Source organism: Geothermobacter hydrogeniphilus (genome assembly GCF_002898515.1).
GTDB lineage: Bacteria > Desulfobacterota > Desulfuromonadia > Desulfuromonadales > Geothermobacteraceae > Geothermobacter_A.
Map to the genome: position 1 here is coordinate 1 of NZ_PPFX01000064.1, position 12307 is coordinate 12307.

Below are 12307 nucleotides of genomic sequence, written 5' to 3' on the forward strand. Positions count from 1 at the left end.
AGGGCTAAGGGCTAAGGGCTAAGGGAAGAAACTCATGACACATCTGGAACAACTCGAAGCAGAGAGCATTCACATCATCCGCGAGGTGGCAGCCGAGTTCGAAAACCCGGTGATGCTCTATTCCATCGGCAAGGATTCGGCGGTGATGCTGCACCTGGCGCGCAAGGCCTTCTACCCGGCCCGGCCACCCTTCCCGTTGATGCATGTCGACACCACCTGGAAATTCCGCGAGATGATCGAATTCCGTGACCGGATGGCCGCTGAATACGGCTTTGAACTGATCATCCACACCAACGAAGAGGGCGTGCGACAGAAGATCTCACCCTTCACCCACGGCAGCGCCCTCTATACCGACGTGATGAAGACCGAGGGGCTCAAGCAGGCCCTCGACAAATACAAGTTTGATGCCGCCTTCGGCGGCGCACGGCGCGACGAGGAGAAATCCCGCGCCAAGGAGCGGATCTTCTCCTTCCGCAACAGGCATCATCGCTGGGATCCAAAAAGCCAGCGCCCGGAGTTGTGGAACATCTACAACGCCAAGGTTCAACCGGGAGAAAGCATCCGCACCTTTCCCCTCTCCAACTGGACCGAGCTCGACGTCTGGCAGTACATCTACAGCGAAAATATCCCCATCGTGCCGCTCTACTACGCCAAGGTGCGCCCGGTGGTGGAACGGGACGGCCTGCTGATCATGGTCGACGACGACCGCCTGCGGCTGCACCCCGGCGAAAAGGTCGAGCACAAGTCGGTACGGTTCCGCACCCTCGGCTGCTACCCGCTGACCGGCGCCGTCGAATCAACCGCCGCCACCCTGCCGGAGATCATCCAGGAGATGCTGCTGACCCGCACCTCCGAGCGACAGGGACGCGCCATCGACCACGACCAGGCCGGATCGATGGAGAAGAAGAAGGCGGAAGGGTATTTTTAAAATCAAACTGCGGCCAAAGGCTAAGGGCGAAGGGTCAAGGGGATCACACCCTTTAGCCTTGTGCCTTTAGCCCTTAGCCGAATTCGAGGGTTTATGAACAACCAATCTGAACTGATCGCCGAAGATATTCACGCCTACCTGAAAGCCCAGGAAGAAAAATCGATGCTGCGCTTCATCACCTGCGGCAGCGTCGACGACGGCAAGTCGACCCTGATCGGGCGGCTGCTGTGGGATTCGAAGCTGATCTTCGAAGACCAGCTGGCGGCGTTGGAAGCCGACAGCAAGCGGGTCGGCACCCAGGGGGAAAGAATCGACTACGCGCTGCTGCTCGACGGGCTGCAGGCCGAGCGGGAACAGGGGATCACCATCGATGTCGCCTACCGCTTCTTCTCCACCGACAAACGCAAGTTCATCGTCGCCGACACCCCGGGACATGAACAGTACACCCGCAACATGGTCACCGGCGCCTCGACCGCGCAGCTGGCGGTGATCCTGATCGACGCCCGCAAGGGGGTGCTGACCCAGACACGACGTCACAGCTACCTGGTTTCGCTGGTCGGGATCCGCAACGTGGTGCTGGCGGTCAACAAGATGGACCTGGTCGATTACAGCGAACAGCGGTTCCGGCAGATCGTCGATGAATACAAGTCTTTCGCCGCCAATCTCAGCTTCACCCAGGTGACGGCGATCCCGATTTCGGCCCTCGAAGGAGACAACATTCTCACCCGCAGCACCCGGACCCCCTGGTACCAGGGCCCGCCGCTGCTGGAGCATCTCGAAACGGTGGAGATCGCCGACAGCGCCGCCCGGCTTCCCTTCCGCATGCGGGTACAGTGGGTCAATCGGCCCGACCTCGATTTCCGCGGCTTCTGCGGCACCATCGCCTCGGGGACGGTGCGACCAGGCGACGAGATCATCGTCACCTCGTCGGGACAGTCCAGCCGTGTCGCCCGTATCGTCACCATGGACGGCGACCTGGAAGAGGCCCGCGCCGGCCAGGCGGTGACCCTGACGCTGGAGGATGAAATCGACATCAGCCGTGGGGATACCCTTGCCGCCCCCGAGGCCGTCCCGCACCATGCCGACCACTTCGAAGCCAAGCTGGTCTGGTTGCACGAACAACCGATGGAAACCGGACGCAGCTACCTGCTCAAGGCCGGGTCGACCACGGTTCCGGTCCAGATCAACGAACTGCGCTTCAAGGTCAATGTCAACAGCCTCGACCAGGAGCAGGGGGGGCAACTGCAACTCAACGAGGTCGGCGTTGCCGGGCTGCAGACCAGCGTGCCGATCTCCTTCGATTCCTACCGGGAGAACCGCGCCACCGGCAGCTTCATTCTCATCGACCGCTTCACCTTCGCCACCATCGGCGCCGGCATGATTCACCAGCCGCTGCAGTCCACCGGCGACAACTGGCGGGCCCTGCAGCTTGACAACGCGGCGCGCGCCCGAATCAAGGGACAGCAGGCGCGCCTGCTGCTGTTCTCCGACGATAACCGGGGGGAGGCGACAAAACTGCCGCGGCTGATCGACAACCGCCTCTACAGCCTCGGGCGGCACAGTTACCTGCTCGATGCCGGAGACTACCTGCAGCGGCTCGCGGACCGCGCCGGCCTCGCAGACCGGCCGCAAGCCCTGCGCCTGCTCGCGGAATCCCTGCGGCTGCTGTTTGACAGCGGGCTGATCGTGCTGCTGGCCGCAGCCCGTCTCAATGACGGGGAGCAGCAACAGCTGCTCGAACAACTCGCCGACCTGCAGCCGATCCGGGTGCTGCGTGCGGCGGAAGAGACTGCGCAGCCGGCGGACGACGGGCCGACGCGACAGATCCGGATCACGACCGATGCCCCCGACAAACAGCTGGTCGCGACCCTGCTCCGGCAACTGGAGTTTTGACTCCGGTCAGCCCACGACACCATCAAATCTGACGCTTCAGGAGAACTTGAATCATGAATTACGATCCGCAACAACTTCGCCTCGACGGCATCTACCAGCAAACCGGCGAGGACCGCTGGATGCAGCGCATCAAGGTGCCGGCCGGCGCCCTGGCCAGCGAACAGGGGCTCAAGGTCGCCGAACTTGCCGAGCGCTATGCCGGAGGCCGACTGCACCTGACCACCCGCTGCAGCATCGAACTGCACGACCTGTCCGGCAAGGATCTGGCCGCGGTCAACCGCGGGCTGGCAAGCATCGGCCTGACCGGTCGCGGTGCCTGCGGCGGCGCCGTGCGCGGCATCTCCTGCAGCACCAGTTCCAGCGTCAACTACCCGGCCTGCCAGGCCCTGGCGCGCAAGCTCCAGCGCCATTTTGCCGGCAATCCCTACTTTGAGGGACTGCCGAAGAAATTCAAGATCGGCATCGACGGCGAAAAGGGCCGCGGACGCCACCTGATCCAGGATACAGGGCTGGTCTATGCCGGGGAAAAGGAGGGGCAGAATCTCTGGGACGTCTGGTGTGCCGGCGGCCTGGGACGCGAACCGCGGGCCGGACTGCTGCTCGGCGAACGGATCCCCGAAAGCCGCCTGATTCCCCTTATCGAAGGGCTGGTGTTTCTCTACCGTGAGCAGGTCGAAAAAGGCAAGCGCCTCAAGCACCTGGTCAAACGGGTCGGCGAAGAAGAGTTCCGCCGCCTGCTGCGTGAAAAAACACCCGAACCACCACCGTACCTGCCGGCCAGCGGCCTCGGTGAAACCCTCACCGAAAGACCCGGCAGCGGGGAAGAACCGTTGACGGTCCCGATCTTCGCCGGCGAACTGGACGTCGCCGCCATGCGGCTGCTGTGCCGCCTGGCGACACGCTATGCCGGCGGGGTGCTGCTGCTGACCGCCGATCAGGATATCGCCCTGGTCTGTGACAACGAGAAACACCGCGCCGCGCTGCAGCAAAGGCTGATCCTCAAGCAGTTGGGCGAACAGGCGACCCGTCCGCAGCCGGTTTTCCGCGTCTGCCCCGGCAGCCATGAATGCCGCATGGGACTGTGCGCGACGCGTGATATCGCCCGCAGCATTATCAACGAGCTGCCGCCCGCGGCCCTGGGTCTGCGGTTCGCTATCAGCGGCTGCCCCAACAGCTGTTCGCAGCCTCAGCTGGCCGATTACGGCATCCTGCCCCGCAAACTGGTCAAGGATGACGACGGCAACCACAGTCCACGTTTTGACCTGCTGAAACGCGACGGTGAGGGGCTCGGTGAAATCATCGCCGAGAACCTGGACTTGCAGCAGCTGCGGGATGCGATACAACTGGAGCTGGACACGACTGAACAAGCCATTTTCGCCCCCACGGCCGACGGAATGATCTAACAGGCTGATGAAAAACGCCCATCTGCGGCGTTGTCCTTCCCCCGCGTCAACGACGTACCTTCCGGTACGCCTTATTTCGTGGGTGTGCGGACGCCTTGCATCTGGACATTTTTGCTCAGCCTGGGGAACCTGACTATGCCGACGCCCTGCTAATCGACCCAACATTGATGCTTTCGCAAGAAAGCATCAATGTGTTGGCTATGCAGAAAACACCAGCAGCGAGACAAACACAGCAACGCAGCTGCTGGTGAGTTTTTGCGACGCCATCAACATTAAACCAAGGAGAAATGACCATGGCCCAGATTTTCACCGACAACACCCAAGCCATCGGCGGAACCCCGCTGGTCAAGCTCAATCGCATCGTCCCTGAAGGGGCGGAGGTTTACGCCAAGATCGAAGGACGCAACCCGGCCTATTCCGTCAAGTGCCGTATCGGCGCCGCGATGGTCTGGGACGCGGAAAAGAAGGGGCTGCTCGGCCCGGGCAGAGAGATCGTCGAACCGACCAGCGGCAATACCGGTATCGCCCTCGCCTTTGTCGCCGCCGCCCGCGGGATTCCGATCACCCTGACCATGCCCGACACCATGAGCCTCGAACGGCGCAAGGTCCTCAAGGCCTTCGGCGCCAACCTGGTGCTGACCCCCGGCGCCAAGGGGATGGGCGGGGCGATCAATGCCGCTGAAGAGCTGGCCGCGTCTGATCCCAACCGCTACCTGTTGCTGCACCAGTTCAAGAACCCCGCCAACCCGGCCATCCACCAGCAGACCACCGGCCCGGAAATCTGGGACGCGACCGGCGGCGACGTCGACGTGCTGGTCTCCGGAGTCGGCACCGGCGGCACCATCACCGGCATCTCGCGTTATTTCGAGCAGGACAAGGGCAAGCCGCTGCATTCGGTGGCCGTCGAACCGACCGACTCCCCGGTCATCAGCCAGCAGCTGGCCGGTCAGGAGATCCAGCCGGGCCCGCACAAGATCCAGGGCATCGGCGCCGGCTTCATTCCCGACACCCTCGATCTCTCCATCGTTGACGCGGTCGAGCAGGTCAGCAACGACGAGGCGATCGACTTCGCCCGCCGCCTGGCCGCCGAAGAAGGCATCCTCGCCGGCATCTCCTGCGGTGCCGCAGTCGCCGCCGCCGCGCGTCTGGCCGCCAGGGATGAGTTCGCCGGCAAGAAGATCGTCGTGATCCTGCCCGACTCCGGCGAACGTTACCTGACCAGCGTCCTCTACGAAGGGATTGTTTGACACCATCCGGGAAAAACCGAGACGGGCCTGAATCGGTGCATCCATCACCGGTTCGGGCCCGATAGGGGATACACATGAGCAGACAGAACTGGAACAGAACCAGCCGCCTGGTTCAGATCGGAACCGGCCGGGACGAACGCACCGGGGCGATCAGCTTCCCCATCTACCCGAGCGCCACCTACCGCCACCCCGGAGTGGGACAGAGTACCGGCTACGATTACACCCGTTCCAACAACCCCACCCGGGAGGTTCTCGAACAGGCCCTCGCCGACCTTGAAGGCGGCGCCCGCGGCCTGGCCTTCAGCTCGGGCATGGCCGCCCTGACCACCCTCTTTCTGCATTTTTCCAGCGGCGACCACCTGGTCGTGTCGCAGGATCTCTACGGCGGCACCTACCGGATTCTCGACCAGGTTTTCAACACGTTCGGCCTGCGCAGCAGCTACGTCGACACCACTGACAGCACCGCCGTCGCCGCCGCCATCCGTCCCGAAACCCGCGCCCTGCTGGTGGAAACCCCCGGCAATCCACTGCTCGGAGTTGCCGATCTGAAGGTGCTGGGTGAACTCTGCCGCGAACACGAGATGCTGTTCATCGTCGACAACACCTTTCTCACCCCGATCCTGCAGCGCCCCTTCGAGTTCGGCGCCGACATCGTCGTCCACTCGGCCACCAAGTACCTCGGCGGCCACTCCGACCTCTGCGCCGGGGTCCTGGTGGCACGTGACGAGACCCTGGGCGAACGGCTCTATTTCCTGCAGAACTCGACCGGGGGAATCCTGCCGCCACAGGACTGCTGGCTGCTGATCCGCTCGCTGAAAACCCTGCCGTTGCGTATCGAGCGCCACTGCCGCTCCGCGATGACCATCGCCCGCTGGCTGCAGCAGCATGAAAAGATCAGCGCGGTCTATTTCCCGGGGCTGGAAAACCACCCGGGGCACAGCCTCTCACAGCGCCAGGCAAGCGATTTCGGCGGCATGCTCTCGTTCCGCACCCGCACGCCCGAACAGGCCCGCCGTGTGCTGGAGCGCCTGCAGCTGATCTCCTTCGCCGAAAGCCTCGGTGGGGTCGAATCACTGATGACCCTGCCGGCGGTCCAGACCCACGGTGACATCCCCGAGCAGGACCGTCTGCGGCTGGGCATCGACGACTGCCTGCTGCGCCTTTCCGTCGGCCTGGAAGAGGTGGAAGACCTGATCGCCGATCTGGATCAGGCTCTTGCCTGACCCAACGGAAATCTCCCCAAAACCCGCGTCCGGCATACCGACCCGTATGAACGCAAAGGGCTGAAAGTCCTTGCCCGATCGAGTCATTACGCTTAGACTTCAGGGCATTAATCTGCAGATGGCCCTGTCAGCAGACTCCTGTCGGCCGCCCGGCATTCCTTTTCAGGCGCCCGCCGGCCGGGGCCACCCCGTTTATCCAGGGTCGAGGAGATCCCGTCATGCTCAACAATCTGAAACTGCGCTGGAAAATCCTGCTCGCTCTGACCGGATTGTCGCTGATCCCGCTGGTCACCATCCTGGTGCTGATGACCGGGTTCACCAGTGACCTGATTCAACAGAACATGCTGCAGCAGTCACGTGAAACAGCCAGTTTCATCGAGCAGGCGATCGCCGGCACCACCAGAGAAACCCGTAATTTCGTTGCCATCAACAGCAGCGGCACCGACATGGTCAATGCCACCTATTACGCGGCCCTGACCGGAGACGCGGGACAGCTCACGGAGTTGACCGAACAACTCCAGCGCAGGTTCAAGCTCGACCTGATCGAAATTCTTGACAAAAACGGCAAGGTTATGTGCCGGGCAACCCGGCAGGGAGAAAACCTCCCCCGGGAAAACGAAACGGACAACTTCGCCATTGCCGACAGCCTCAAGGGCAAGCTGTCATCGGGCACCGCCCGCATCGGCGGCCGATACAGCATCATCGCCGCGTCGCCGATCCGGTTGAAGGACGAGATATTCGGACACATGGTGGCCGCCAATTTCATCGACCGTAACTACGCGCAACAGATCAAGCAGTTGAGCAAAGCCGAGGTCGCTTTCTTCGACGAACGGCAGATCGTCAGCGCGTCAACCGAAAAACTGGGAAAACTGACCCCGTCGGCCCTGACTGAAAAGCAACTGGCCTCACTGGACATCAACGGGAAGCCCTACCGGCTGTTTTTCGAACCCCTCGGCAACAACGACCTGAACCTGCTGATGGCCATTGACCGGACAACAGAACTCAAGAGCCGCAGGGATATGCAGCAACTGTTCGCCTCGGTGGCCGTTGCCGCCGCCATCCTCGCCATCCTGCTCGGCCTTCTCATTGCCGGCGGCATCGCCCAGCCGCTGAACAAGGTCGTTGCGGGTCTCCAGGAGATTGCCGAAGGAGAGGCCGACCTGACCCGGGAGCTGCCGGTCACCGGCCGGGATGAAATCGGCCTGCTGGCCACCAACTTCAACCGTTTCCTCAGCCGGCTGCGCGAGATGGTCAGTCGTTCCGGCAGGGTCGCCATCGATCTCGCCGACGCCAGTGAAAAAATTCGCGTTTCTTCGCGGGCGGTCAACGACGGCGCGCTGGCCCAGTCCGAGGCGCTGGAGGAATCACACCAGGCCCTGGTCGCCATTGACGCTTCGACCGGTGAGGTGGCCGAATCGATCAGCAGCCTGGTCTCGGCGGTGGAGGAGAGTTCTTCGGCCACCCTCGAACTCGGAGCCACCATCGAACAGATCGCCGGACAGATGGAAAAACTGTTCGGCACCGTCGACGAGGTTTCCAGTTCCATCAGCGAGATGAGCGTTTCAAGTCAACAGGTGGCGGAGAATGTCGATATCCTCAACAGCTCCACCGAAGTGACGGCCAGCAGCATCATTGAACTCGACGCCTCGATCAAGGAGATCGAGGAGAACGCCGAGCAGACCGGCAAACTGGCAGAGGCGGCAGCCCGCGACGCCGAAAGCGGCAAGCAGGCGGTCGACGCCACCATCGAAGGCATCGGCATTATCCGCCAGACCGTCGACGACGCCGGCGCCGCCATCCGCGAACTGGGCAACCAGTCAAACGCCATCGGTAAAATCCTCACCGTTATCGACGATGTCGCTGACCAGACCAGCCTGCTCGCCCTGAACGCGGCGATCATCGCCGCCCAGGCCGGTGAGCATGGCCGCGGATTCGCTGTAGTCGCCGACGAAATCCGCGAACTTGCCGACCGCACAGCGATTTCAACCCGTGAGATCGGGGAGATCATCGGCCGACTGCAGGAGGGGACCCGCGACGCGGTGGCGGCGATGGAAACCGGCGCCGAGCGGGTGCACCGCGAGGTGGCACGCTCCGAAGAAGCGGGGCGGGCGCTGGAACAGATCCGCAGCAGCACCCTGAAGGCCAACGAGCAGGTGCGCTCGATCGTCCGGGCCACCCAGGAACAGAGCCGCGGCAGTCGGCAGATCACCGACAGCATCAACCAGGTGACCAACATGCTGGGACAGATTGCCGGGGCGATCCGCCAGCAGAATGACAGCACCCGGCAGCTGGCGCGCAATGCCGAAGCGATGAAGGAAATCGCCTCGCAGGGCAAACTCGGCACCGCCGAGCAGGCCAAGGGAAGCCGTCAGATCAATACCAGCATGGAACAGATCCGCGAGATGATCGAACGTATCGACAGCGCCACCCGGGCCCAGACCGAGCGCAGCCGCGAGGTGGTACAGGCCGTGGCAACGATTCGTGAGATCGCTGAAAACAACGCCCGGCGCACCAGCGAATTCGATGCCGTGGTCGAGAGACTGACCGAGCAGATCACCGCCCTGGAAGATGAAGTTGGAGCTTTCAAGGTGTGAGATGAAAAGGTTCGAGGTTCGAGGTTCGAGGCTGAAAGCTGAAAGCTGAAAGCTGAAAAGATAATCCATATGATCTTTGACAGGAAACAACAATGACTGAAAAAAACACCTATCGCCCGGCTACTCTGCTGGTTCACCAGGGACAGGACCGTGACCCGGCAACCGGGGCGGCGACGGTCCCCATCTACCAGGCCTCGACCTACCACCATCCCGACGGGCAACCCCAGGAGTACGACTACGCCCGCAGCGGCAATCCCAGCCGGCAGCAGGTCGAGGACGCCATCGCCCTGCTCGAAGGGGGCGTACGCGGGTTCGCCTACGGGTCGGGGATGGCGGCCATCGGCTCGGCGCTGTCGCTGCTTAAAAGCGGCGATCATCTGATCGCTCCGGACGACCTCTACGGCGGCACCTTCCGCTACCTGACCATGATCCTCCCGGAGCAGGGCGTTGAAGTGAGCCTGGTGGATCAGACCGACCTGAACCGGGTCGAAGAAGCGATCCGACCGAACACCCGCGCCATCCTGATGGAAACCCCCTCCAACCCCCTGTTCAAGGTTGCCGACATCCGGGCCCTGGTGGACATCGCCCGGCGCCGGCAGCTGCTGACACTCATCGACAACACCTTCATGACCCCGCTGCTGCAGCGTCCCCTCGCACTCGGCGTCGACATCTCGATCCACAGCGCCACCAAGTTTCTCGGCGGTCATTCCGATCTGCTTGCCGGACTGGTCACCACCGCTGATCCCGAGCTGGCCAAGGGGCTTAAACGCTATCAGAACGCCATGGGGGCGGTCCTCGGACCCTTTGATTGCTTCCTGCTCTCAAGGGGCATCAAGACCCTCAAGCTGCGGCTCGAAGCGGCCCAGCGCAACGCCGCGCTGCTGGCCGAACGGCTGCAGCAGCATCCGGCGGTGGCACGGGTCTACTATCCCGGCCTGGCCGATTTTGCCGGCCGCAGAATTCACAGCGCCCAGGCAACCGGCGCCGGCGCGGTCCTCTCCTTTGAACTTAAAGATGATAAACAGGTTCAGCCGTTGCTGAAGAGCGTCCGGCTGCCTATCATCGCCCCCAGCCTCGGCGGTGTCGAAACCATCCTCACCCATTGCTGGTCGATGTCGCATGCCGCCATTCCGGCCGCCGACAAGAAACAGATGGGCATCCTGCCGTCGCTGCTGCGCATCTCCGCCGGGATCGAAGATGGAGAGGACCTCTGGGAAGACCTGCAACGGGGCCTTGTCGCAAACCTGAATCAGTGAATTCATTGCCGGCGAATAGCACAAGGCATTGACCCGCTTGCACTCTTCATCCGCCATGAACCCACTGATTCAGGGCAACCTGATCTCCAATCTCCCGACATCCGGAACCTTGTCGAAGTTTATCGATTCCGGATATTTATTTGACAATCATAAAACAGCGTCTTATTTTGAGGACGTTCCCCCGTGAACCGGGGACAAAATGCCTGAATCACCCTGCTGTTAAAGGTCAACCTGAATTCGGTTTTTTCCCCGAAAGGAGGCACTCTCATGAGCAAGCAGAACAGGCGTGACTTTCTCAAAAAAGCCACGGTCACCACAGCAGCCGTAGCCGCGGCAACCACCGTCGGCGCACCGGCTGTTCACGCCAAAAAAACCTACACCTGGCGCATGGTCACCACCTGGCCGCCGCACTTCCCGGTCCTCGGTGAGGGAGCCGACAAGATGGCCGAATGGATCGAGAAAATGTCCGGCGGACGACTCAAGATCCAGGTTTACGGCGGCGGCGAGCTGGTCCCGCCGTTGCAGACCTTTGACGCCGTCAGCCAGGGCATGGTCGAAATGGGCCACGGCGCTTCCTACTACTGGGCCGGCAAATCCCCGGCCACCCAGTTTTTCGCTGCCGTTCCCTTCGGCATGAACGCCCAGCAGATGAATGCCTGGCTCTATTCCGGCGGCGGCCTTGAATTGTGGGAAGACCTTTACGCCCCGTTCAACCTGAAGCCGATGCCGGCCGGCAACACCGGCGTACAAATGGGCGGCTGGTTCAACCGCGAGATCAACTCCGTCAAGGACTTCAAGGGTCTGAAAATGCGGATTCCCGGCCTCGGCGGCAAACTGCTGGCCAAGGCCGGCGGCACCGCGGTCCTCTCGGCCGGCGGCGAAATCTACACCAACCTCGAACGCGGCGTCATCGACGCCACCGAGTGGGTCGGCCCCTACCATGACTACCTGATGGGTTTCTACAAAGTCGCCAAGTACTACTACTATCCCGGCTGGCACGAACCCGGTACGGTTCTCGAAACCTTCGTCAACAAGAAGGCCTGGGACTCCCTGCCGAAAGACCTGCAGGAAATCATCACCACCGCCGCCGCCCGTTCCAACATCTGGATGCTGAGCGAGTTCGAGGCCAAGAACAACACCTACCTGCAGAAGTTGATTAACGAGCATGGCGTGAAGCTGAAGAAATTCCCCGACGAGGTTGTCACGACCATGCGGGGTTACGCCAGGGAAGTGCTGGAAGAGGTCGGCAACAAGGACAAGCAGAGCAAGAAGATCTACGAGCACTATCTCAAGTTCCAGAAAAATGTCCGCGCCTGGGCGAAGATCTCGGAAATTGCCTATGCGAAGATCACCAGCTGATTCCAACGACAGCACAATCTGAATCAACAAAGGGCGTCCCCGAACGGGGGCGCCCTTTGTTCGTACATAGCAAAAAAACCGGCCTCGCGCCCGTTTGCCCGGGCTCACTTGAGAATGCAGAGGGAAGGAAAATACTTATTGGGTGGGCCGACCAGCCAAGCGACACAGTAGATGATGGCGTTTCAACCGCCCCCAACACCAGCGTTGAAGGCGCAGCAGCAACCCGCAGCCCCAAAACCGGCGGGGGCGCCCGCCGGCGCCTTCATTTTCTTTGCTCGCGCGAAAGAAAATGAAGCAAAAGAAACGCGCCCGAATGTCTGGCCCGCTACGCGGGTTCCCTCCGTTCGGCAGACGTTTCGGGGCCGGGACGAAAACTCGGCTGCGCCTCAGACATTCGTCCGGCT

General features: G+C 62.0%; 8 protein-coding genes. All 8 read left to right on the forward strand.

Annotation, left to right across the window (positions count from 1 at the left end; translation table 11 throughout):
- The first annotated feature begins 34 nt into the window (after nt 1–34).
- Entirely contained in the window at nt 35–928 is an 894-nt protein-coding gene (cysD, locus tag C2E25_RS16835; protein ID WP_103116878.1) for a sulfate adenylyltransferase subunit CysD, read from the forward strand.
- Nucleotides 929–1021: 93 nt separating this feature from the next.
- Nucleotides 1022–2821 (forward strand): sulfate adenylyltransferase subunit CysN, encoded by a 1800-nt coding sequence (gene cysN, locus C2E25_RS16840; RefSeq protein ID WP_103116879.1) that lies wholly within the window; start codon nt 1022–1024, stop codon nt 2819–2821.
- 53 nt (nt 2822–2874) lie between these two features.
- Nucleotides 2875–4224, forward strand: coding sequence for a nitrite/sulfite reductase (locus C2E25_RS16845; RefSeq protein ID WP_103116880.1), 1350 nt, complete (start codon nt 2875–2877; stop codon nt 4222–4224).
- A gap of 293 nt (nt 4225–4517) precedes the next feature.
- Entirely contained in the window at nt 4518–5471 is a 954-nt protein-coding gene (gene cysK, locus C2E25_RS16850) for a cysteine synthase A (RefSeq protein WP_085011883.1), read from the forward strand.
- Between the two features lie 74 nt (nt 5472–5545).
- A complete protein-coding gene (locus C2E25_RS16855) occupies nt 5546–6694 on the forward strand; it encodes a trans-sulfuration enzyme family protein (protein WP_103116881.1) in 1149 nt (382 codons plus the stop codon).
- Between the two features lie 218 nt (nt 6695–6912).
- The gene (locus C2E25_RS16860; RefSeq protein WP_103116882.1) at nt 6913–9288 is read left to right on the forward strand and encodes a methyl-accepting chemotaxis protein; all 2376 of its coding nucleotides are present in this window, start codon (nt 6913–6915) and stop codon (nt 9286–9288) included.
- A gap of 92 nt (nt 9289–9380) precedes the next feature.
- Nucleotides 9381–10544 (forward strand): trans-sulfuration enzyme family protein, encoded by a 1164-nt coding sequence (locus C2E25_RS16865; RefSeq protein WP_103116883.1) that lies wholly within the window; start codon nt 9381–9383, stop codon nt 10542–10544.
- Nucleotides 10545–10811: 267 nt separating this feature from the next.
- Nucleotides 10812–11903, forward strand: coding sequence for a TRAP transporter substrate-binding protein (locus tag C2E25_RS16870; protein ID WP_103116884.1), 1092 nt, complete (start codon nt 10812–10814; stop codon nt 11901–11903).
- The last annotated feature ends 404 nt before the right edge of the window (nt 11904–12307 follow it).

What these genes read in the sequence shown, in the direction of transcription:
- cysN (WP_103116879.1), top strand. Translation starts at nt 1,022, where the DNA reads ATGAACAACCAATCTGAACTGATCGCCGAAGATATTCACGCCTACCTG.
- cysD (WP_103116878.1), top strand. Translation starts at nt 35, where the DNA reads ATGACACATCTGGAACAACTCGAAGCAGAGAGCATTCACATCATCCGC.
- cysK (WP_085011883.1), top strand. Translation starts at nt 4,518, where the DNA reads ATGGCCCAGATTTTCACCGACAACACCCAAGCCATCGGCGGAACCCCG.
- C2E25_RS16860 (WP_103116882.1), top strand. Translation starts at nt 6,913, where the DNA reads ATGCTCAACAATCTGAAACTGCGCTGGAAAATCCTGCTCGCTCTGACC.
- C2E25_RS16865 (WP_103116883.1), top strand. Translation starts at nt 9,381, where the DNA reads ATGACTGAAAAAAACACCTATCGCCCGGCTACTCTGCTGGTTCACCAG.
- C2E25_RS16870 (WP_103116884.1), top strand. Translation starts at nt 10,812, where the DNA reads ATGAGCAAGCAGAACAGGCGTGACTTTCTCAAAAAAGCCACGGTCACC.
- C2E25_RS16845 (WP_103116880.1), top strand. Translation starts at nt 2,875, where the DNA reads ATGAATTACGATCCGCAACAACTTCGCCTCGACGGCATCTACCAGCAA.
- C2E25_RS16855 (WP_103116881.1), top strand. Translation starts at nt 5,546, where the DNA reads ATGAGCAGACAGAACTGGAACAGAACCAGCCGCCTGGTTCAGATCGGA.